This is a genomic window from Vagococcus entomophilus, from assembly GCF_003987595.1.
Taxonomy (GTDB): domain Bacteria; phylum Bacillota; class Bacilli; order Lactobacillales; family Vagococcaceae; genus Vagococcus_E; species Vagococcus_E entomophilus.
The window spans coordinates 228,539-249,695 of sequence record NZ_NGJZ01000003.1; the positions used below are offsets into that span (position 1 = coordinate 228,539).

The following is a 21,157-nucleotide window of genomic DNA, read 5'->3' on the forward strand; positions in this document are numbered from 1 at the left end:
CTTAATCAAAATAGATTTCAGCGGCTTCTCCAACAGCTAATTTTTGCTTTAATCCAGCATACTGGGGCTCTTGCCACCAAGTAGGTTGCTGCCAAATTTTCTCCGCACATTCTCTGGCTACTTCAAGTACCTGATAATCCTCCACTATATTTCCCAACTGAAATTGTGGCACACCAGACTGCCTCGCTCCAAAAAATTCTCCTGGGCCCCGCATTTCTAAATCTTTTTCGCTTAGTTTAAACCCATCTGTAGTCTCCGTCATGATTTTCATACGCTCTTTCCCTAGCTCGTTTTTAGGGTTTGAAACAAGCAAACAGTACGAAGCTTTCTTCCCTCTGCCCACTCGCCCCCTAAGTTGGTGGAGTTGAGCAAGCCCAAAACGGTCCGCATCCATGATCATCATCATCGTTGCATTGGGTACGTTCACCCCAACTTCAATCACTGTAGTAGATACCAAGATTTGTAGATAATTTTCTTTAAATTTTTGCATGATTGCTTCTTTTTCTTGGGCAGGCATCTTCCCATGCAACAGCCCAACCCGATGTTCAGGTTCAAAGAATTGGTGCAAATGTTCATAAATCTCTGTTGCATTTTTTACATCCATTGATTCCGATTCTTCAATTAGTGGACAAATGACATAGGCCTGACTGCCATTTTGCACTTCTTTTTTCATCCAGGAAAGAGCCGTATCGACTTGTTGCGTTTTAATCCATCTCGTTTCAATGGGTATCCTACCTGCTGGAAGTTCATCAATTACTGAAACATCCATTTCGCCGTATGCTGTGATGGCCAACGTCCTTGGAATCGGGGTTGCTGTCATGAAAAGGACATCTGGGTTAGCCCCCTTCTCCCGCAATATTTTCCGTTGGTTTACCCCAAAGCGATGCTGCTCATCCGTAATCACAAGACCTAAGCGGTGAAAATTGACATCCTTTTGAATCAAAGCATGCGTTCCTACCACAACATCAAGCATTCCTGATTCTAGCTCTTCTAAAATTCTCCGCCTTTCCTTGGCTTTTGTTGACCCCGTTAGGAGCGCTACGCGAACTTCAAGTGGATTAAATAGCTGATTGAGGCTCTCTAGATGCTGTTCCGCCAAAATTTCAGTTGGAACCATTAATGCTCCTTGATAACCTGCCGACATCGCCGCATAAAGCGCAATAGCTGCTACGACCGTTTTTCCACTTCCAACATCTCCTTGAAGCAAACGATGCATCATTTGTTTACTGCGCATATCTCGGCAGATTTCATTTGTGACACGCTTTTGAGCTTGTGTCAGCTCAAAAGGCAACGAACGAGTAAACCCCTTTAGCCTTTCCACATCGTACAGTATTTGCGTTCCTTTCCCTATACGTTGTTCCTGCTTCTTCAACCGTTGCATATTCATCTGAAACAAAAAAAATTCTTCAAAGATTAATCGTCTGCGTGCTAGAGCACTTTGCTCGTTATCTTTGGGAAAATGCATGGCGTAAACAGCTTCTGGTCGATGCATTAATTGATACTTGGACAAAAGCTCTGCTGGCAAGTCTTCATAGATTTCTTCGTAATATTCCGAAAAAGCAACCTTGATTAACTCCACTAACGTCGCTTGCTTGATTTTCTTATTCACATGATAAATAGGTTCAAAATCCTCATTGTTTTTAGTTCCTAAGATTTTCATGCCCGTTAGTGCTTTTCTTTTGGCATCCCATTTACCAAATACAGCAACTTCTTCCGATGCTTGAATTTTATTCTTTAAAAATGCTTGATTAAAAAAAGTCACATTGATGACTGCATGTTCTTTTAAAAGTCGAAAATTCAAGCGATTTTTCTTAAATCCATAGTATGAAACCACTGGTTCATTAATAACTAGTCCTTTTAAAACCACTTTTTCTTGATCCTGAATTTCATTTAATTGTTTTTCTTGAATGTCCTCGTAGCGAAAAGGATAGTAGGTAACCAGATCTTCTATCGTCACGATGCCCAACTCTTGAAGACTCTCAACCCTTTTTGCCCCCACACCTTTTAAAACCGCAACAGAATCCTGGAAGTTTTTCACGCGTTTCCCTCCTCTCTAATTGATAGAAAAAGAAAAGAGGTCAGGTCACTTAACGACTTAAGCCCCGCCTCTTTTGTATCTACACTACTTAAGCAGTGGTTTAAAAATATGAATATTTAAATCCCCTATGAGCTCTTTATTCTACCGAGAATAGATAAGGATAGACTGGTTGATCCCCTTGATGAATTTCAACTTCTAATTCATCGTCTAGCTCGTTCATTTCAGTCGCTAATTTTTCTGCCTCTTTTAAATTGCCTTCTTCACCAATCAAGATGGTCAAAATCTCACTGTCATCGTTCAACATTTTTTTAATAGTTTCAGATGCTGTTTTTAGGCGATTGGGCGTTGAAACGACAATTTTTCCATCAATCATTCCGATAAATTCATCTTTTTTAATCTCAATAGAGTCAATAGTCGTATCTCGAACGGCTGTAGTAAGCTGACCACTCACTACCTCTTCCAACATAGCAGTCATGGCTACTTGATTTTCTTCCAGCGATTGTTGTGGATTAAATGACAACATGGCTGTCATGCCTTGGGAGATTGTTTTGGATGGGACCACAACTACTGCCACATCACTTACTTCGGCTGCTTGATCTGCAGCCATAAAGATATTTTTATTATTTGGTAAAATAATAACATTATCCGCATGAACCTCTTCAATTGCTTTAACAATATCCTCTGTGCTTGGATTCATTGTTTGGCCACCACTAATAATATAGCTTGCACCTAAACTCTTAAATAACTCTTGTGTTCCTTTCCCAGCTGCAATCGCAATCACAGCATAAGGAACGCGTTCTTGTGTTTTTGTTTGACTAACATCTGCATCATGTTCCAAGATTGTTTCATGCTGTACACGCATGTTGTCCACTTTTATCTTAACTAAAGAGCCAAACTTCTGCCCATAATTCATGACTTCTCCTGGATGTTCTGTATGTACATGCACTTTGATGATTTCATCATCTGCTACTACTAACAAGGAATCTCCAAGCTCATTTAAATAATTCCTAAAGGTGTCGTAATCGAACTTACTATCTACTGTTGGACCTTCACCAATTTTCACCATGATTTCAGTACAATAGCCAAACTTGATATCTTTGGTAGACATTTGACCTTGGACACTGCGATGATGTTCTGCATTGACCATTTCATCCATTTGCGCTGCACTTGGTTGGTAGACAGGCGTCTCTGATACCTTACCAGATAACACCTCTAAAAAGCCTTCATAAATAAATAGCAAACCTTGTCCGCCACTATCTACAACCCCTACTTCTTTTAAAACTGGGAGTAAATCTGGTGTTTTGTCCAATGCTCGTTTAGCACCCTTTACGACCGCTTCCATGACTGCTACGCAATCCTGTGTCTCGCTCGCCTTTTTCTCACCAGCACGTGCACCTTCTCTTGCAACCGTTAAAATGGTTCCTTCAACTGGTTTCATCACTGCTTTGTATGCTGTTTCTACACCATGCGTAAAAGCTTGCGCAAGTTGTGCTGCGCTCAGTACTTTTTCATTTGCTAAATCTTTTGAAAAGCCACGGAATAACTGAGAAAGAATAACCCCAGAGTTGCCTCGTGCCCCCATTAATAATCCCTTCGACAAAATAGCTGTAAGCTCTCCAACACTATCTGTTGTCGCACTACCTACAGCTTTTGCCCCACTCGTCATGGATAAATTCATGTTTGTTCCAGTATCTCCATCAGGTACTGGGAATACGTTTAAAGAATTTACATATTCTGCATTTTGATTCAAACGGTTCGCACCAGCTTGGACCATCGCTTGGAACTGACTCCCCTTGATTGCTGTTACTTTCAATTAAATAATCCTCCTTAAGAAATGATTGCACCTAATCCTTGCAACCTACACGCTACTTTTTGATTTAATCTGGTAATACACGAACCCCTTGAACAAATACATTAACAGAATTTGCAGTGACACCGAGCAAAGTCTCAAGATTATATTTGACTTTTTCTTGAACGTTGCGACACACTTCAGAAATTTTTGTCCCATAACTTACTACTGTATACACATCAATTGCAACACCATTTTCTTCTTGGCGTACAACCACACCTTTGGCGTAATTTTCTTTACGTAATAATTCATTTAAATTATCTCTAATTTGGTTTTTGCTTGCCATGCCTACGATACCATAAATATCTGTTGTGGCACCTCCAACAACTGTCGCGATTACATCATTAGAAATTTCAATCGTACCGGCTTTTGTTTTGATTTTTACAGCCATTGATAATTCCTCCTTTTGGTCATAGTAACCCAATTTCATACATCATTTTATCATAGCACTACTTTAAATAAAAGAAAAATCCTATTTTCTTTTCCTTTTATGAATGATTTTCTAGAACGAAAAAAATTTTTTTGTTATTTTGTCGCTTATTTTTTTTTAAAAAACAGAAAGATATCTATTGAATTGAAAAAATTTTTCTTGCAAATTCTTCGTAGCTATGATAAATTATTTTAAGTATGAGTCGGATATAAAACGCTCAATTTCAAAGCAAAGGAGGAAGAAACATGGCAAAAGAATGTTATATTACTGGTCGTAAATCAAAAAGCGGTAATTCACGCTCTCACGCAATGAACGCATCAAAACGTTCTTGGAAAGCTAATCTACAAAAAGTTCGTATCTTAGTAGATGGTAAACCAAAGAAAGTGTGGGTTTCAACTCGTGCTTTGAAATCAGGTAAAATTGAGCGTGCGTAATGCTTAAATAAATAAAAGACAGCTGCCTCTGCTGGAGGTAGCTGTCTTTTATTTTGCTGAACTAAAAAATAAATTTATCAACTCAATCAATCTTTGCTTTGAATCACCGCGACACAGCCCGATGAAAAAGAAAACGTGGTACTATCTCCAACAAATTCGTTGCTCGAATAAGAAATTGGTCGTGTCACATCCGTTTGCTTCAGTGTATATTTTGCATCATACAAGGTTAAGCCATTTACGGGTGCAAAGCACACAAACGCAAGATATTTTTTATCGCCCTCTTTTTTAATTGTATAGGTTCCCGGTGAAAAATAGCGAATGGTATTTTGACAATCAAGCAAAGAAATTTGCGCTAGTACTTTTTGAAATCGTGGTTCCAAAGCAAGCCACAAGTTGGATAAAAAATGATCCATACGCCCGCCAGTCGCCCCAAGTAAAATCATTTCTGCTTGTGGATAAAACTCCATTGCAGCCAATACTCCCAGTTGCATATCTGTGTCATCCTTTTCTGGTATTGAATAGTGAATATTCTCCACACAAGACTCCACTCGCTTTAATTCAGTTTCTGATAAAGAGTCAAAATCTCCAATCGCGATTGCAGGAACGATTCCTTGTTCTATTAGATGAAGCGCTCCTCGGTCAACCCCTATAGTCACTGTCTCACTAGACTTAATCAGCTCCAATGCATTCTTTGGCCACAAATCAGTCGGTCCACCCGCAACTACAATCACTCGTCTTGCTTGCTCCTTCATCTTAATGCCTCATTTAGCGCTTGTATTTGCTTTGCTGGTACATCACTGTTATAGATATAAGAACCCGCAACAAACACATCCGCACCCGCATTTTTGCATAAACTAGCCGTTTCCGGAATAATCCCACCATCGACTTCAATCTCATATTGATATCCTTGTTCATCTCTTAAACGTTTACAATCACGAATCTTTTCTAACATTTCTGGCAAGAAACGTTGTCCACCGAATCCGGGATTAACCGTCATAATCAGAACCAAATCAACCATTGAGAGCACCTGTTGGATGGATTGAATTGGCGTAGCTGGGTTGATGACGACCCCAGCTTTCACACCACATGCTTGAATCATCTGAATGACCCTGTGTAAGTGTTTTGTACTTTCTGCGTGAACTGTAATAATATCAGCTCCCGCTTGAGCAAAGTCTTCAACATAGTTTTCAGGTTTTTCAATCATCAAGTGAACATCTAAAACCAATTTGGTTATCGGACGAATGGCTGCTACAACACTTGGTCCAAATGTGATATTTGGAACAAAATGTCCATCCATAACGTCAATGTGCAAATAGCTTACTCCAGCATCCTCCACAATTTGAATATCTCGAGCTAAATATGCAAAATCTGCACTTAAAATCGACGGAGCTAATTTCATTTCTACCCATCCCTTTGTCGTTTATTTTTTTCTATAGATTGGTTTTCTCTGCTCAATTTCTTCTAAAAACAACAAATAGTTATCGTATCGGCTTTTAGTAATTTCTCCTTGTTCCACTTGGCGTTGCACTTCGCAGTGCGGTTCATGCCGATGAGAACACTCTCTAAATTTACACGCTGGTGCAGCTGCGACAAACTCTGGAAACTGCTTAGGCAGTTCGGTTGCTGTCATCTCTAAAAAATCAATTGAGCTAAACCCTGGAGTATCTGCTACTAACCCGTCATAGAGTGGTAACAATTCAACGTGGCGAGTCGTATGTTTCCCACGTCCTAAATGTTTGGAAATCATCGCTGTTTCAAGATTTAACTCAGGGGCAATCTTATTTAACAAAGTCGATTTTCCTGCACCAGATTGTCCCATAAACACACTCAAACGATTAGGAAAATAACGGATGATTTCCGTAAGGTCTTGTTCTGCTGTCTGAAAATCTGGCACAATGACAGGATACCCTATTTTTTCGTAACTTTTTTTAATTGTTACAATCTCTTGATAAGCAGTCTCGTCTAGCTTGTCTACTTTCGACACATAGATAATGGGTTGAATTTGCTCATATTCTAAGGTGACTAAAAAGCGATCTAATAAATTTTTTGAAAATTTTGGTTCTATCGCACTCATCACGACAATTCCCTGATCCACATTTGCCACAGGTGGGCGGACCAGCTCATTCGTTCGAGGTAAAATTTCAAGTAAGTAACCATCCGTACTATTTTGACTTTCAAAAATCACTTGATCCCCCACCAAAGGGGTAATTTTTCGATTACGAAAGTTTCCTCTCGCTCTTGTTTGGTAGGTTTCTCCCTCAAAATAAACATAATAAAACCCACTTAAAGCTTTTCTAATCTGTCCAGTAGTCACGCACTCACCTCTCCTTTTTCTTTAACTGTACTTAATATAGACAAAATTTTCAAGTACAATATTTGTCAAAGACAAAAAGAGCGTGAAACAAAAATAAAAACTTTTATTTCACACCCCGATATCTTTATTACTATTTTTTTGATTGATTTTTTAGTGAGGTCCGGTGGATGTCGTTGTTGTCTCAGAAGAGTTGGCTGTACTTGAGGTCGTTGTAGCAGAGGTCGTCGTTGTACTCGGACTTGTGGTACTCTCTGTTGTACTTTGACTCGTTTCAGTTGTAGAGGGTTTAGGTTCTGGCCCACTTGAGAAAACTACTGTAATCGAATCACCTTTTTTCACCTGGGTTCTTGCAACTGGATCTTGAGCAATCACACTTCCTTGAGCAATCGTATCCGAGTAAGTGTATTGGTCAATTAAGATCAACCCCTCTTGATCAAAGTAGTCTTGAACCTCTGCTTTTGTCATATACATCAAACTTCTAAGACTAACTGTTTTTGCTCCCTTGCTGACCGTAAGTTCCACGATTGTTTCATCAGCAGCAATACTTTTATTACTTGCGGGTGTTTGTTTGATCACATTTCCACTTTCAACTGTATCACTGTACTTTTCAACTTTACGAATATTTGTCTTTTTAATACCACTTTCCGTCAACGTATTTACCGCTTCTTGGTAAGTTTGATCTTTTACATCTGGCATATTGACTTTCTTTGCACCCGTACTAATATAAAGCGTGATTGTAGCCCCTTCTTTAACAGGAGTCCCTTTAGCAGGATCTGTTTGAACAACGTTATCTTTTTCAACTTTATCACTCGAAACTTTTTCCGTTTTGGTCGAGACTTTCAAACCTTTTTCTTCCAGCTTTTCTGTCGCTTCTTCTTGCGTTAAATTGACTACACTTGGTATCGTCACTGTCTTAGGCGCCGTCATTGCAAAAAAAGTACCTGTACCAACCAAAATTGCTAATACCGCCGCGACAATCAGCCAGATCTTTCGTTTACTTTTCTTTTTTTTGTTGTTGTTTTCTTCTGGTTGCTCTTTAGCAGCTTCTGATACTTCTACTGCTGGCTCATCACCGCCTGTTGCAAGCTCTTCATCCGAAAGAGCGGGGATAACTTTTGTTTCATCTAACATAGAACTTGGCTCAAAAATCGGCTCCCCAGCTCTTTCTGGTGCTAAACAAGTACTAATGTCCGATAACATCTCATCCGCAGAAACATATCGATCACTTGCTTCTTTAGCAGTCGCATGTAATACAACATTTTCTAGTGGTTGTGGAATAGTGGGTCTAAAATCCCTAACAGAAGGCACTTCACTTTGAAAATGCTTTAAAGCAATCGAAACAGCCGACTCGCCTTCAAACGGAACTTTTCCGGTAATTAATTCGTACAAAATAATCCCCAATGCATAAATATCTGATTGTCTTGTTGCCATACTTCCACGTGCTTGTTCTGGGGATAAATAATGAACAGAACCTAGCAACGTATTGGTTTGTGTAATGGACGTCTCAGAAAGGGCAATAGCAATACCGAAATCAGTAATTTTCACGGTATTGTCTTCATCAACCAAAATATTTTGTGGTTTTAAATCCCGATGAATAATCCGATGGCTGTGCGCTAATGAAATTGCCGACAATACTTGTTCCATAATTGAAACGATTCTTTCATTAGAAAGTGGCGAGTGGGCGGCAATATATTTTTTTAAATCGGTTCCTTTGACGTATTCCATCACCAAATACTGCATACCCTCTTCTTCTCCAACATCATATACAGCTACAATATTAGGATGTACAAGCTCTGTCGCTGCAAGCGCCTCCCGTTGGAAACGTCTGATTGCTCCTTGATCGCTTTGAAAATCAAAGCGAAGAACTTTCACCGCCACATCGCGATCTAAAATTAAGTCGTGCGCTAAATAGACATTTGCCATACCACCGCTACCGATGTTTCCAAGTATTTTATAACGTCCACTAAGTTTTCTTCCAATTTCAACCATGGGTTCCCTCCTCCGCTTGCATTTCATTTTCCGCTAATAAGACCGTAATATTGTCCTTTCCACCAGCTTCATTTGCTTCATTGACTAACTGTTCCAAGCGTTCTTTTATGTCTATTTTTTCTAGAATAATGGTTTTTATCCTTTGATCATCCAACATATTCGTTAGTCCATCTGTACACAGTAAGATTTGATCATGCACTAGTAGCTCAAGCTCCAAAACATCAATCTCGACAATGGTTGGCAAACCTAGTGAGCGGACTAATACATTTTTTCTAGGATGATGTACTGCCATATCTTGCGTTATTTCTCCAGTTTTGACAAGCTCATTGACTAGAGAATGATCCTCGGTTATTTGCTTCAACACAGAATTCCGAAGTAAATAGCACCGACTATCTCCAACATGAGCTAGAATCAGTGTTTCCTCTATAAATACTGCTGCAACAATAGTTGTTCCCATTCCTGCTAGTTTTTCCTCTTCTTCACCTCTGTGAAAAATTTTTTCATTCTCTGATTGAATTATTTTGAGTAACCATTGGACAATCTCTTCACGACTATCCAAAGTATTTTTTTCCCAAGCTTTCCCCAAGTCACTTACAGTCATGGCACTGGCAACATCTCCCGCCTGGTGCCCCCCCATTCCATCTGCTATAACAGCAAAAGGAATTTGGTGTTGGTTCGCAAATACACCTACAGCATCTTGATTATTTTTTCTTTTTTTTCCAACATCTGTAAGAAATTTAATCTGCATCTTTGCACCTCTTTACTTTGTTCTTAATCTATTTTGCGTTGCGTTTTAAACAACAAATAAAGAATCCATCTGTATTATATTGCTGAGGAAAAATCTTAACTGTCTGATTTTCCACTGACAAAGGAACCGTTTCGCTCCCTAGAACTTCTATTTTTTCATATTCTGGATGATTTTTCAAGAAAAGTTCGACAACTTCATCATTTTCTTCCATCGTAATGGTACAAGTACTATAGGTTAAAATCCCTGAAACTTTAAGCTTCGATGCAACACTTTCAAGAATTTCGCTTTGGATTTTTTGTAAAGCAGCCAAGTCTTTTTTCGCTTTGCTATATTTAATATCAGGTTTTCTTCTCAGCAAACCTAATCCTGAACAAGGAGCATCTACCAAGATACGATCAAAAGTCTCATCTGCAAAAGTTTCGTTGACTTTACGCGCATCAAGTAATTGTGTCTCCACAACGTCCTCCACATGTAACCGTTCCGCATTTTCTTTGATTAACGTTAATTTTTTTTCATGAATGTCTAAAGAAGTGACTTTTCCACCTTTTGAAGGATCTAGATAAGTCGCAATATGTGTGGTTTTCCCTCCTGGTGCTGCACAGGCGTCTAGCACTTGATGCTGAGGTTCTAACTGCATTGCAGGGGCAACAAGCATTGAGCTTTCATCTTGAATGGTTAAATACCCAAACTCAAACAACTGACTTCCAGCCAAAAAGCCTTTTTCCCCAATGACTCCATAAGGCGAAACACTACTTCTGTTCACTTCTATTCCTTCTTCTAATAGTTCTGCTACTGCTGAGTCTAAGGATATATATTTAGGATTTACTCTAGCACTAACACGACTCGGTGTAAATAAAGAAAGTCCCAACTGTTTGACTTCTTCCATGGAAAGCTGCTCTAATAATGTTTCGACTAACCATCTTGGCATGCTAATTTCAAGAACCAAGCGTTCGAGTGGATCAGCAACTGTCTCAGTTGAAGGAACACCTTTTCTTTGAATATTTCGAAGCACTCCGTTGACAAACTTACCGATTCCTTCATTTCCTCTCGCCTTAGCAATTTCTACAGCGTCATTTAAAACAGCATGATCGGGCACTCGGTCCAGGAAAAGCAGTTGGTATACGGACAACTCTAATAACGTCTTCACCCAGGTATCTACTTTTTTAGCTTTTGCGATAAAAGGAGCTAAGCAAAAGTCTAAGTATAGTTTTCGACTAATTGTTCCATAGACAATCTCTGTAAGTAAGCCTTTGTCTTTACCGCTGACACTCATTTTTTCCATTTCTCGGTGAACCAGCAAGTTTGAATACGCTTGATTGGTTTCAATTTGCACTAAAATCATGAGTGCTGAAAATCGAGGATTTCTTTTCATTGATGCTTTAATTTTTTTTGCCATTATTCTACTTTATCTCCAATACTCATCTCTTTGCCAATTCCGTTTAGAAAGTCTACTGCTGATAGTTTACCTTTTCCTGCTGGTTGCAGTTGGTTGATTTGAACAATTGTTTGATTGCCAGCTGCAATCCAAAAATCTTTCTTGTGGATGGCAACAATCGTCCCTGGCTTTGCCTCTGTCTTCTCTAAAACAACAGCGACGTCCCAAAGTTTCATCCTTTTTCCTTGATACATGGTAAAAGCTCCTGGGAAGGGCCGCATCCCCCGAACTTGGCAATCAATCTGCCCCGCATTTTTTTGCCAATCAATGGCTTCTTCTTCCCGCTTAATATTTGGCGAAAAAGAAACTTCTGCTTCATTTTGCGGAGTTGCTTGCAATCTACCAGATAAAATATCTGGCAGAGCTTCAAGCAGGAGCTCTTTTCCTAGTATACTTAATTTTTTAAACATCTCGCCTACATCATCTTTATCTGTAATTGGAATTGCCCGTTGAAGGTAGATAGCACCTGCATCCATTTTCTTGATAGTTTGCATGATGGTTACACCCGTTTCTTTTTCTCCATTAATAATCGCGTAATGTACCGGTGCACCTCCTCGGTACTTGGGCAACAACGAAGCATGAACATTAATCACACCATGCTTTGCACTTTGAATCAGTTTTTCAGGTAAAAATTGCCCAAAGGCAGCGGTAACAATAATATCTGGTTCAAACTCCATTACTCGCAGCATTTCGACTGACCCACTGATTTTTTCTGGCTGCAACACTTCCAATCCATGTGCAACTGCTGCTATTTTTACAGGAGGCGCTGTTAAGACTTTTTTTCTTCCAACTGGTCGATCTGGTTGTGTGACAACTGCAACTACTTCATAGTTTTGTGCAAGCAACCCTTCTAAAATAGGGACAGAAAACTCTGGTGTGCCCATAAATACTACTCTAGTCATCTATATGTTCCTCCATAAATGCATCCAATTCTTCTGGTGCAATTCTTTCAATTATTTTATCTACAAAAACTTCCCCGTTCAGGTGATCAATCTCATGCTGAAACGCTCGAGCAAGATATCCATAGGCATCCACTTCCATTTCGTGGCCTTCACGATTGATATAACGAACGGTTACTTCCTCTGCTCGCTCCACTGTTCCATAAACTTTTGGCAGACTAAGACATCCTTCAACATCCACTGAAGAACCTTTTTTTTGGATGATTTGAGGATTGATCAATTCAAAAATCTCCACTTCTTCTCCCTCTTCCTCATCTCCAAGAGCCACAATTGCAATCCGCAAGTTTTTTCCGATTTGGGGAGCTGCAATACCAATCCCATCATGAGCAAGCATTGTTTCATACAAGTCATCCAATAATTGAATCATTTCATCGGTAATTTCTACCACCGGCCGGGTTTGTTGTTTTAATATTTTATCTGGATATAGCACAACTGGATAACGCATGTTTTCCCTCTTTCTATTTCTTTATATAAAATTCATCGGTTCAACGTCAATTGACAAACGCAGTCCGTGTCGAACTTCAAGCTGCGCCTCTTCCAAAATAGCTCGTAGCGCTGCCTCTAATTGGGGCTCGTGCTTATATTTGATCACTGTTTGATAAAAATACCGATTATTCACGCGTAGCACAGCTTTTGGCGTAGGGCCAAGCAGAATACTTTGTGGAGAGAGTATTTGCTTTAGCTGTTGAACAATTTGAAACATTTTTTTTGCTGCTACAGTCTCATCTTCATGATTGGTAATGATTTGAACGGTGAAAAAGTAAGGCGGATAATTTCCTTGATGTCTGATTTGCATTTCTCTTTTGTAAAACCCTTCATAATCTTGATCCTGGGCAAATTGAATTGCGTAATGCTTCGGATTAAATGTTTGAACGATCACTTCACCTTTTTTGTCTGCCCGACCAGCACGCCCACTTACCTGAGTTAACAATTGGAATGTCTTTTCACTTGCTCTAAAATCAGGTAAATTAAGAGCTGTATCTGCGTTTAACACACCAACTAATGTCACATTAGGAAAATCAAGTCCTTTAGCAATCATTTGAGTCCCTAGCAAGATATCCGCTTCTTGATTACCAAATTTCTGTAATAGTCTTTCGTGTGCCCCTTTTTTTCTAGTTGTATCTACATCCATTCTGATAATATTGCTTGTTGGGAAATTTTTCTTTAGTTCTTCTTCTACCTTTTGTGTCCCTGTGCCATAATACCGAATTTTTTTGCTATTGCAGACAGGACAAGTATGCGGGATGTGTTCTTCATGACCACAATAATGGCACTTCATTTTTTTAGTATCCATATGCAGTGTTAGCGAAATATCGCAATTTGGACATGGGAGTACATATCCACAATCTCGACACATCAAAAAAGAAGAATAGCCCCTTCGATTAAGCATCAATACCGTCTGTTCTTTTTTATCCAATCTAAGCTGAATCTGCTCTAATAATTTAGTGGAAAATGTCCCTCCCGTTTGTTGCCGATACTCTTTTCGCATATCAATTATCTCTACCTCTGGGAGTGTAGCTTGGGCACTTGCCCGCTCATTGAGTACTAGCAACTCGTAAACTCCTTTTTGCGCTCGAGCACGCGATTCCAACGAGGGGGTGGCACTTCCTAGGACCACTGGACAGTGGTGATACTTAGAACGCCAAATAGCTAGGTCTCTTGCATGATACCTTGGGGTTTCTTCTTGCTTATAACTAGTTTCATGTTCCTCGTCAATGATGATAATCCCTAAGTTTTCTATTGGAGCGAAAATGGCAGAGCGCGCGCCAACCACCACCCGTGCATCTTTCCGCTCTATCTTACGCCATTCGTCATATTTTTCTCCTTGTGAAAGTCCGCTATGTAACACTGCAACCTCATCCCCAAAACGCCCTTTGAAACGTTGGACCATCTGCGGCGTTAAAGAAATCTCCGGCACAAGTAAAATTGCAGACTTTCCCTTTTCTAAGGCATGAGCAATACTTTGTAAATATACTTCTGTTTTCCCACTACCTGTGATTCCTTCAAGCAAGAATGTCGTCGCTTGCTCTTCATCCATTGCCCGCCTAGTTTTTTGGTAGGCAAGTTCTTGCTGAGGCGTCAATTTCAGTGGTACTGTCCGTTCAAAGAAACGTTCTTTGTATGGATCACGGTAAATTTCTTGCTCTGTAATCGTCAACCAGCCCTGCTTTTCCCCTTCTTTTATTGTCTGGCGAGATATGCCTAGTTTTTCTGTTGCCTCTTTAATCGTACAAGACTTGCCGTCTAACGACTGTAGGTAGAGGAGCAATTGGTTTTTCTTTTTGGCAGACTTTCGCAACATCATTCGTTCTTCTTCGAGGCGTTCAAACGTCAAGGATGTAGCAAACGCCTGAATCGTTTTCACACGATTTTTTGACTTCACTTCGTAACGAATTTCGACTTTTTCTTCTTGCTTGAGTCTCATAACTTCTGGTAAATAATTTGATTTTTCTACTTCATCAAACGAAACCTCATCCAAATAGTGAAAAACTCGTGCATTTATTTCTTCTGGAATCTCATCAACTACTCTGATCCATTTTTGGTACGATGCTTTCATGACACTTGGAAGCATGGTTTGAAGACAAGTAATCTTAAACGAAAACGTCCGTCGCTTCATTTCTTCAGCAAGTATCAATAGTTCTTCATTCAAAACTGGTGTTAAATCAAATACAGTATCGATTTCTTTTAAATGGTCAACTATTGTATCGTCACTTCGCTCTTCAATGCTCACAACAAAACCTTGTACTTTGCGATTTCCATTGCCAAAGGGGACTGCTACACGCATACCTGGTTGAATATTTTTCCCCAACGCTTTTGAAACGAGATAAGAATAAGGAATGTCCGTTTGCATTGTTGGTACATCAACAATAATATTCGCTAAATAGTCCACTTTTATTCTCCTCGCTTTCATTTTGATCAATTTTCTTTATTTTACTAAATTACAGAGCATTTGTCTTCATTTCCTAGAACGATTAACTCCCCAAAATGGAAAAAACAGAACTAGTACTAGGCTAGTTCTGTTTATTTATTATTTTTCTTGTTGAATTTTTTCTTCTAATTCTTTTTTCTCTTTTTCTTGCGCTAACTTGCGCTCTTCTTCTTTTCGTTTGTGTAGTGCACGTTTTAGTTCAGGATTTGGATCTACAATTACGTCCCCAGCCTCAATCTCCTCTAAACCTTGGCCCACACTTTTCACAGATTCAAATTCTTCTAACATAGGAGTTGCACCCAAATCCAATTCATGTGCTCGCTTGCTTGCTAAAATCACTAAAGAATATTTAGAATCTACTCTTTCTAATAATGAGTCAATTGATGGTTTTAACATCATAGTGCTACATCCCCTTTAACATTTCTTTGTATTTGTCTATTACCCGGTTTACTCGGTAGTGCTCACTTGAAATAATTTCTTTTATTCTTTTTACAGCGAACTCAACTTTGTCATTGACCACTGCGTAATCATAATTGCTCATCATTTCAATTTCTTCACGTGCTATACGCATTCTTTTTTCTACAACTGCCAAGTCATCAGTTCCTCGACCGAGTATTCTAGACTTTAGCTCCGTCAAGTCAGGCGGCGTAAGAAAAATAAACACACCATCTGGGACTTTTTCTTTTACTTGCATGGCACCTTGCACTTCAATCTCAAGGAAAACATCTTTTCCCTCATCCAAAGTTTTGTTCACATACGAAAGAGGCGTTCCGTAATAATTGTTGACATACTCCGCATACTCCAACATCTCACCGGCCTCAATCAAAGCTTCAAACTCTTCGCGTGTACGGAAAAAGTAATCCACTCCTTCTATTTCTCCGACTCTTTTCTTTCGTGTCGTCATTGAAATAGAATACTGAAAATCATTATCTTCACTTTCAAATATTGCTTTTCTAACAGTTCCCTTCCCTACACCTGAGGGTCCAGATAATACAATTAGTAATCCTCTTTCTGACATGGTGTCTTCCTTTCAGTACAGTATCATAAGATAGTTTATTCTATATTCTGCACTTGTTCAAGTCTTTTTGCAAGTTTTTTTATAGGCTTATAAGCTTTCTTTTATTTTTATCCAAAAAGTTGACAGGGAAAAAAACTACATTTCTTTTATTGTTTTAACAAGTTCTTCAAATTCTTCGTTCGTTAAAGTAATCCCTTTACCCATTTTTTCATGTCCTGGTGCCCAGTCTCTTAAGTCGAACTTAGGCGGCCGACCATTCCAACTAACCAAATTCAGTTCTTTCGTCCATTCTTTAGGATTTGTCGATAAAACCGCTATTTCTTCGACAATCTCATACGAAAATTCTTGTGGCATAATCCCACTCCTTTACTCAAGTCTAGTATACCAAAATTTGAATTACTTAAAAAGCTTTTTCCCTGTCATGTATTAATACGCAAAATACGCTTCATTTTATTTTTGTTGAAAAAAATCGTTTTTTAAGATACAATAACACTCGATTGAAGCAGTTGATTTTTACCAAAAAAGATCCTATAATGAAATTAGAGGTGATGGTGATGGAGGAAAAGCAAGATAAATCTGCTAATATAAAAAGGTTTACGAAGCAAGTTTCTTTATCTTCGCAAAAAATTCTTGCTGCCTTTTTTGATGATTCTCTCAAAGATAAAGAGAAAAAGGAAAAGATTTGTCGACAGCTGGATGTTGCAATTCGAAACAAAGAACTTGTGGTTATTCAGTTACGCCTCACCAATAGTGCCCTACCTGAGTTTGAAACTGTCGCCGGCTTTGTGTACAGGAATAAAAATAGCCCTGCACAGATTATATTACGTTCCTTACCCTCCCAAACGTTGCGCATGATTGCGATAAAGGATATTCTGAAAGTTAGTATTTTACACCAAAGAATCGCACGTGCGTAGTTCGCGGCTAGATAATGAATAGAAAAAAGGCTGGTACCTAAGCATACCCCTGTATGTTTAGGTACCAGTCTTTTTTCTTATGTAATCTTCTTTTTCGTTTCTGATAAATAGAGCCCCAAACTAACGCAAATCGCTTGATTGACCTGGTTCATATTTTCTGTATCTAGCTGACAAATTTTTTCTCGCAGTCTTGATTTATCGATGGTTCGAATTTGTTCAAGCAATACAACCGAATCCTTTGTGATGCCCGATTTATTCGAGCTAATGCGAATATGTGTGGGCAGTTTATTTTTAAATGTTTTGGCGGTAATTGCTGCGATAATAACCGTAGGACTAAAGTGATTGCCCAAATTATTTTGGATAACTAACACTGGTCTCGTCCCTCCTTGTTCTGATCCTACAACTGGTGAAAGATCTGCAAAAAAAATATCCCCTCTCTTAATCATTTCTTTCCCCCTCTCTCTTTATTTTTTACATACCTTTTTAAAACAAAAAATGTAAAAAACAAAGCCGCTAAGCTTTATTTTTCTAAAATAATCTGGGCTGTCGCTAATTGGTCTGTATGAGAAATTGACACATGCACCTTGCCTTCAAATGGTGATTGTGTCACAACAGGCTTGCCAGATTCCCCTGAAAGTATTTCAATATCACGGAGTCCCAACTTTCCAAGACCTGTTCCGTAAGCCTTTGAGAAAGCTTCTTTACAGGAGAATCTTCCCGCTAAATACTCCACTTTTCTTTTTTCAGATAATGTGTCAAATTTTTCGAGTTCCTTTTTAGTTAATATTTTTTGAATCATAGCAGGTTTTTCTACAATAATATTTTTAATCCGCTCTAATTCAACAATATCAATTCCAATTCCATAGATCATTTTCCCACCTCGCTCAATGAAACAGCTTTCTTTCTCGTATATGATAATATTATACAACATTATTATATAAAAAAACATTCCTTTTTTAATTTATTTTCAAACTAAACATACGAAAAAAGCCAGAATTTTCATCTGGCTTTTACAAAAAGGAAATTACTATTAGTTAACTATTTGTCCTTATCCTTTTGTGTTCGTACGAATTACAAATCCACGACTCTTGTCTTTGGGTTTATTTTTCTTTTGATAATTACGATTTTTACTGTAATTATTTTTGCTATTGCCGCCACGGCTATCGCCACGATTGTTACGTTGTCCATAACGATTGTTGCTGCTACGGTTATTACGTTGTCCTTTTTTCCCAGTCGATGGCAATGGACGCTCTGGCGTAATATTTACAGGAACATCTGAAGCCGTTTTGGCGATGCTCTTAAGTAATAATGCTGCTAAATCCTCAGCAGAATACTTTTCAAGTAAAGCACTAGCGGTTTCTTTATATTTGTCAAGATCACTTTCACCTTCTACAATGTCTTGATCAATTTTTTCAACAGCTGCAGTTATTTGACCTTTAAAGGCTTCTTTTTCGGTTGGCGGACGCATTGGACTCATCCGTTTTTTCGTAAGCTCTTCAATCACATGAAGGTAGCCCATTTCATTTGGTGTAACAAATGTTACAGACAGTCCGCCTTTTCCAGCACGGCCAGTTCTCCCAATACGGTGAACATAGCTTTCTGGGTCTTGTGGAATATCGTAGTTGTACACATGCGTAACACCAGAAATATCTAATCCACGAGCGGCAACATCTGTTGCGACTAAAATATCAAGTTTGCCACTTTTGAATGCACGTAAGACGCTCATCCGTTTTTGTTGAGACAAGTCTCCATGGATTCCTTCTGCTTTATATCCGCGCATTTCAAGCCCTTTTGCAAGTTCATCTACACGACGTTTCGTACGTCCAAAAATAATCGTTAATTCCGGCGTTTGAACATCAAACAAACGAGTCATAATATCAAATTTTTCGTAATCTTTACAACGAACGTAGTATTGATCGATTAAACTTGCTGTCATTTCTTTAGACTTGATTTGGACATGTTCCGGATTTTTCATAAATTTCACACCAATTTGCTTGATGCTGTTTGGCATTGTAGCAGAAAAAAGTAAGGTTTGTCTTTGGTCAGGTACTTTAGCAATGATTGCTTCAATATCATCCAAAAAGCCCATATTAAGCATTTCATCTGCTTCATCTAAGACAAGTGTTTCCACTGTATCTAGTTTTAAGGTGCGACGGTTAATATGGTCCAACATACGGCCTGGAGTTCCAACAATAATGTGTGGATGATCTTTTAGCGCGCGGATTTGTCTGCCAATATCTGCCCCACCGTAAACTGCTTGTACACGAATTTTTTTATCTTTTCCTAAACGGAATAACTCTTCTTGCGTTTGAATCGCAAGTTCTCTAGTTGGCGCAATGACCAAACCTTGAGTAACACGATTCTTTGTGTCAATTTTTTCCAACATTGGCAATCCAAATGCCGCCGTTTTCCCTGTTCCAGTTTGTGCTTGTCCAATAACATCTTTTCCTTCTAACGCTAGCGTAATCGTTCCTGCTTGGATTGGGGTAGTTTCTTCAAAGCCAGAACGTTTAATTGCTTTTAGTAGATCTTCAGAAAGTCCTAATTCTTCAAATTTCAAATGATATCCTCCTAATTTTTTTGTTTCTAACTTGTGACGTCTATCTTCTCGAATTTATATTTCAACATTTCACATACGTTCAAGTCCACATCCGTCAAATTTTATCATATTTTATGCATTCTTACAAATGATACCTCTTAATTTTTGTCAATTTCAGCTGATTTTTTGCACGATTTCCTCTAATTTCATCCCATTACTTGCTTTTAAAACCACCATATCTTGGGGCGCTAAAGAAGCTTGTAAGTCCTGAATTAACTGGTTTTTTTGAGCAAATGAATAATAGTGAATTGACTCGTTTTTATATACTTTTTTTAGTTCCTCAAAAAGATTTTTCATTTCAGGACCAAATAAATAGATTTCCTGAATTTTTTCAGGATCTAAATGGTTTTTCATTTGTTGATGTAACGCGGCAGACGCATCCCCTAACTCTAACATATCTCCCAATACTGCGAGTTTCTTTCCCTTATTTTCCAATTTTGAGAAAGTATCCAAAACCAAGCCCATCGCTGTTGGATTGGCATTATAAACATCACTGAGTATGTCAGCTCCATTTTGGGCTTTTTTCCATTCCGTTCGATTTTGAGTCAACTTCATAGTACTAAGACCTCTTTGTATTTGAGTGAGATCCAAGTCAAAGTGTCGACCAATCTCAATCGCAACTAGAGCATTTCGGGCATTGTAGCTACCCAAAACAGGGATTTGAAACGCCATGTCTGGATAGAGATTCACCGTAAAGCTTGTTCTTTCTTTTTCTTCTTCAATAGACGTCACATAGCAATCACTGGCCCCGTAAAGCCCAAATGTTGTCACCTTTATACTTGGGTCAATTTCTTTTACAAATGAGGTTAGCAATGGTTCATCTGCAGGAATTATCAGTTCTCCCCCTGCTTGTAACCCTTCTGTGATTTCCATTTTTGCTTGCGCAATTCCTTTACGAGAGCCAAAATTCTCAATATGTGACTCTCCAATCAAGGTGATTGCCGCAATTTCAGGCTTACCCATTTTAGCAAGAAATGATATTTCTCCTGCATGATCCATGCCCATCTCCAATACCAAAACCTCAGTTTCATTTGGCATGTGTAAAATAGTATACGGGAGTCCAATATGATTATTATAGTTTCCTTGAGTTTTATAGGTATGGTATTTTTGTTTTAAAATGGCTTCAGTCATATCTTTTGTTGTGGTTTTCCCATTGCTTCCAGTGATGGCCACTACCTTGGGATTCATTTTTTTCAGATAGTAGCGAGCTAGTTCTTGCAGTGCTAGCAGCGTGTCCTCCACAACTAAAGTGGGAAATTCTTCTGGTACATTTCCCCTTGCCCAAAGGGTCGCGCTCGCTCCTTGCTGTAGCGCGTTTTCGACAAAATCATGGCCATCACGTATACCTTTTAACGGTACAAACAATGCCCCTTCTTTAAGCAAACGACTATCAAACTCAATACTAGAAATAGTAAAATCAGGCCATTTTTCCCAATTATTTTTTGCATGCACAACGGATGCAATTTCATGGTATGTTAATTGCATAGTTTCTCCTTCTTTA

At 38.8% G+C, this 21,157-nt stretch carries 21 protein-coding genes; 2 read left to right on the forward strand and 19 right to left on the reverse strand.

What is annotated here, in order from left to right; all coding sequences use genetic code 11:
* Window position 1 precedes the first annotated feature (1 nt).
* From recG to CBF30_RS10035, 3 genes are all read right to left on the reverse strand, one after another.
* Window positions 2-2,038 (reverse strand): ATP-dependent DNA helicase RecG, encoded by a 2,037-nt coding sequence (recG, locus tag CBF30_RS10025; RefSeq protein WP_126826172.1) that lies wholly within the window; start codon window positions 2,036-2,038, stop codon window positions 2-4.
* A gap of 136 nt (window positions 2,039-2,174) precedes the next feature.
* On the reverse strand, window positions 2,175-3,851 hold the full coding sequence (locus CBF30_RS10030; protein ID WP_170169006.1) for a DAK2 domain-containing protein: 1,677 nt from the start codon (window positions 3,849-3,851) through the stop codon (window positions 2,175-2,177).
* A gap of 64 nt (window positions 3,852-3,915) precedes the next feature.
* A complete protein-coding gene (locus CBF30_RS10035; protein WP_126826175.1) occupies window positions 3,916-4,278 on the reverse strand; it encodes an Asp23/Gls24 family envelope stress response protein in 363 nt (120 codons plus the stop codon).
* 284 nt (window positions 4,279-4,562) lie between these two features.
* Here CBF30_RS10035 and rpmB point away from each other — a divergent pair, with 284 nt between their 5' ends.
* The gene (rpmB, locus tag CBF30_RS10040) at window positions 4,563-4,751 is read left to right on the forward strand and encodes a 50S ribosomal protein L28 (protein WP_126826178.1); all 189 of its coding nucleotides are present in this window, start codon (window positions 4,563-4,565) and stop codon (window positions 4,749-4,751) included.
* An 86-nt stretch (window positions 4,752-4,837) separates the two neighbouring features.
* Here rpmB and CBF30_RS10045 read toward each other — a convergent pair whose 3' ends face one another.
* The 12 genes from CBF30_RS10045 to CBF30_RS10100 all read right to left on the reverse strand — a co-directional run bounded on the left by CBF30_RS10045 (window position 4,838) and on the right by CBF30_RS10100 (window position 16,497).
* Window positions 4,838-5,503: a thiamine diphosphokinase gene (locus CBF30_RS10045; RefSeq protein WP_126826181.1), complete on the reverse strand. Its 666-nt coding sequence runs from the start codon at window positions 5,501-5,503 to the stop codon at window positions 4,838-4,840.
* A complete protein-coding gene (gene rpe, locus CBF30_RS10050; protein WP_126826184.1) occupies window positions 5,500-6,150 on the reverse strand; it encodes a ribulose-phosphate 3-epimerase in 651 nt (216 codons plus the stop codon). The genes CBF30_RS10045 and rpe overlap by 4 nt, the downstream gene beginning before the upstream one ends.
* Window positions 6,151-6,171: 21 nt before the next feature.
* Window positions 6,172-7,065 carry a ribosome small subunit-dependent GTPase A gene (gene rsgA / locus CBF30_RS10055; protein ID WP_126826186.1) on the reverse strand — a complete coding sequence of 298 codons (894 nt, stop codon included), beginning with the start codon at window positions 7,063-7,065 and terminating at the stop codon, window positions 6,172-6,174.
* Between the two features lie 150 nt (window positions 7,066-7,215).
* Window positions 7,216-9,054, reverse strand: a complete 1,839-nt coding sequence (gene pknB, locus CBF30_RS10060; RefSeq protein ID WP_126826189.1) for a Stk1 family PASTA domain-containing Ser/Thr kinase — start codon at window positions 9,052-9,054, stop codon at window positions 7,216-7,218.
* A complete protein-coding gene (locus CBF30_RS10065) occupies window positions 9,047-9,802 on the reverse strand; it encodes a Stp1/IreP family PP2C-type Ser/Thr phosphatase (RefSeq protein ID WP_126826194.1) in 756 nt (251 codons plus the stop codon). Before CBF30_RS10065 ends, pknB begins: the two co-directional genes overlap by 8 nt.
* Window positions 9,803-9,830: 28 nt before the next feature.
* Window positions 9,831-11,198, reverse strand: a complete 1,368-nt coding sequence (gene rsmB, locus CBF30_RS10070) for a 16S rRNA (cytosine(967)-C(5))-methyltransferase RsmB (RefSeq protein WP_126826197.1) — start codon at window positions 11,196-11,198, stop codon at window positions 9,831-9,833.
* Window positions 11,198-12,139 carry a methionyl-tRNA formyltransferase gene (gene fmt / locus CBF30_RS10075; RefSeq protein WP_126826200.1) on the reverse strand — a complete coding sequence of 314 codons (942 nt, stop codon included), beginning with the start codon at window positions 12,137-12,139 and terminating at the stop codon, window positions 11,198-11,200. Before fmt ends, rsmB begins: the two co-directional genes overlap by 1 nt.
* Window positions 12,132-12,641, reverse strand: coding sequence for a peptide deformylase (def, locus tag CBF30_RS10080; protein WP_126826203.1), 510 nt, complete (start codon window positions 12,639-12,641; stop codon window positions 12,132-12,134). Before def ends, fmt begins: the two co-directional genes overlap by 8 nt.
* Before the next feature lie 21 nt (window positions 12,642-12,662).
* On the reverse strand, window positions 12,663-15,086 hold the full coding sequence (gene priA / locus CBF30_RS10085) for a primosomal protein N' (protein WP_126826206.1): 2,424 nt from the start codon (window positions 15,084-15,086) through the stop codon (window positions 12,663-12,665).
* A 138-nt stretch (window positions 15,087-15,224) separates the two neighbouring features.
* Window positions 15,225-15,524, reverse strand: coding sequence for a DNA-directed RNA polymerase subunit omega (gene rpoZ, locus CBF30_RS10090; RefSeq protein ID WP_126826209.1), 300 nt, complete (start codon window positions 15,522-15,524; stop codon window positions 15,225-15,227).
* A 4-nt stretch (window positions 15,525-15,528) separates the two neighbouring features.
* Window positions 15,529-16,143: a guanylate kinase gene (gmk, locus tag CBF30_RS10095; protein ID WP_126826212.1), complete on the reverse strand. Its 615-nt coding sequence runs from the start codon at window positions 16,141-16,143 to the stop codon at window positions 15,529-15,531.
* Between the two features lie 135 nt (window positions 16,144-16,278).
* Window positions 16,279-16,497, reverse strand: a complete 219-nt coding sequence (locus CBF30_RS10100; RefSeq protein WP_126826215.1) for a YdbC family protein — start codon at window positions 16,495-16,497, stop codon at window positions 16,279-16,281.
* 200 nt (window positions 16,498-16,697) lie between these two features.
* Between CBF30_RS10100 and CBF30_RS10105 the strand changes: the two genes are divergently transcribed.
* On the forward strand, window positions 16,698-17,057 hold the full coding sequence (locus tag CBF30_RS10105) for a hypothetical protein (protein WP_126826218.1): 360 nt from the start codon (window positions 16,698-16,700) through the stop codon (window positions 17,055-17,057).
* Window positions 17,058-17,134: 77 nt separating this feature from the next.
* On the opposite strand, the gene CBF30_RS10110 is transcribed toward CBF30_RS10105, so the two are convergent.
* The 4 genes from CBF30_RS10110 to CBF30_RS10125 all read right to left on the reverse strand — a co-directional run bounded on the left by CBF30_RS10110 (window position 17,135) and on the right by CBF30_RS10125 (window position 21,141).
* Window positions 17,135-17,503, reverse strand: a complete 369-nt coding sequence (locus CBF30_RS10110) for a type II toxin-antitoxin system PemK/MazF family toxin (RefSeq protein ID WP_126826221.1) — start codon at window positions 17,501-17,503, stop codon at window positions 17,135-17,137.
* 74 nt (window positions 17,504-17,577) lie between these two features.
* Window positions 17,578-17,928 carry a holo-ACP synthase gene (gene acpS / locus CBF30_RS10115; RefSeq protein WP_126826224.1) on the reverse strand — a complete coding sequence of 117 codons (351 nt, stop codon included), beginning with the start codon at window positions 17,926-17,928 and terminating at the stop codon, window positions 17,578-17,580.
* A 177-nt stretch (window positions 17,929-18,105) separates the two neighbouring features.
* Window positions 18,106-19,617 (reverse strand): degradosome RNA helicase CshA, encoded by a 1,512-nt coding sequence (gene cshA, locus CBF30_RS10120; RefSeq protein ID WP_126826227.1) that lies wholly within the window; start codon window positions 19,615-19,617, stop codon window positions 18,106-18,108.
* 153 nt (window positions 19,618-19,770) lie between these two features.
* A complete protein-coding gene (locus tag CBF30_RS10125) occupies window positions 19,771-21,141 on the reverse strand; it encodes a UDP-N-acetylmuramoyl-tripeptide--D-alanyl-D-alanine ligase (protein ID WP_126826230.1) in 1,371 nt (456 codons plus the stop codon).
* Between the last annotated feature and the right edge of the window lie 16 nt (window positions 21,142-21,157).

Coding starts and splice junctions, on each gene's coding strand:
- rsmB (WP_126826197.1), bottom strand. CDS start 11,198: ATGGCAAAAAAAATTAAAGCATCAATGAAAAGAAATCCTCGATTTTCA.
- gmk (WP_126826212.1), bottom strand. CDS start 16,143: ATGTCAGAAAGAGGATTACTAATTGTATTATCTGGACCCTCAGGTGTA.
- fmt (WP_126826200.1), bottom strand. CDS start 12,139: ATGACTAGAGTAGTATTTATGGGCACACCAGAGTTTTCTGTCCCTATT.
- def (WP_126826203.1), bottom strand. CDS start 12,641: ATGCGTTATCCAGTTGTGCTATATCCAGATAAAATATTAAAACAACAA.
- rpoZ (WP_126826209.1), bottom strand. CDS start 15,524: ATGATGTTAAAACCATCAATTGACTCATTATTAGAAAGAGTAGATTCT.
- CBF30_RS10105 (WP_126826218.1), top strand. CDS start 16,698: ATGGAGGAAAAGCAAGATAAATCTGCTAATATAAAAAGGTTTACGAAG.
- CBF30_RS10065 (WP_126826194.1), bottom strand. CDS start 9,802: ATGCAGATTAAATTTCTTACAGATGTTGGAAAAAAAAGAAAAAATAAT.
- pknB (WP_126826189.1), bottom strand. CDS start 9,054: ATGGTTGAAATTGGAAGAAAACTTAGTGGACGTTATAAAATACTTGGA.
- CBF30_RS10045 (WP_126826181.1), bottom strand. CDS start 5,503: ATGAAGGAGCAAGCAAGACGAGTGATTGTAGTTGCGGGTGGACCGACT.
- acpS (WP_126826224.1), bottom strand. CDS start 17,928: ATGATCTATGGAATTGGAATTGATATTGTTGAATTAGAGCGGATTAAA.
- CBF30_RS10125 (WP_126826230.1), bottom strand. CDS start 21,141: ATGCAATTAACATACCATGAAATTGCATCCGTTGTGCATGCAAAAAAT.
- CBF30_RS10035 (WP_126826175.1), bottom strand. CDS start 4,278: ATGGCTGTAAAAATCAAAACAAAAGCCGGTACGATTGAAATTTCTAAT.
- rpe (WP_126826184.1), bottom strand. CDS start 6,150: ATGAAATTAGCTCCGTCGATTTTAAGTGCAGATTTTGCATATTTAGCT.
- rpmB (WP_126826178.1), top strand. CDS start 4,563: ATGGCAAAAGAATGTTATATTACTGGTCGTAAATCAAAAAGCGGTAAT.
- CBF30_RS10110 (WP_126826221.1), bottom strand. CDS start 17,503: ATGATTAAGAGAGGGGATATTTTTTTTGCAGATCTTTCACCAGTTGTA.
- CBF30_RS10100 (WP_126826215.1), bottom strand. CDS start 16,497: ATGCCACAAGAATTTTCGTATGAGATTGTCGAAGAAATAGCGGTTTTA.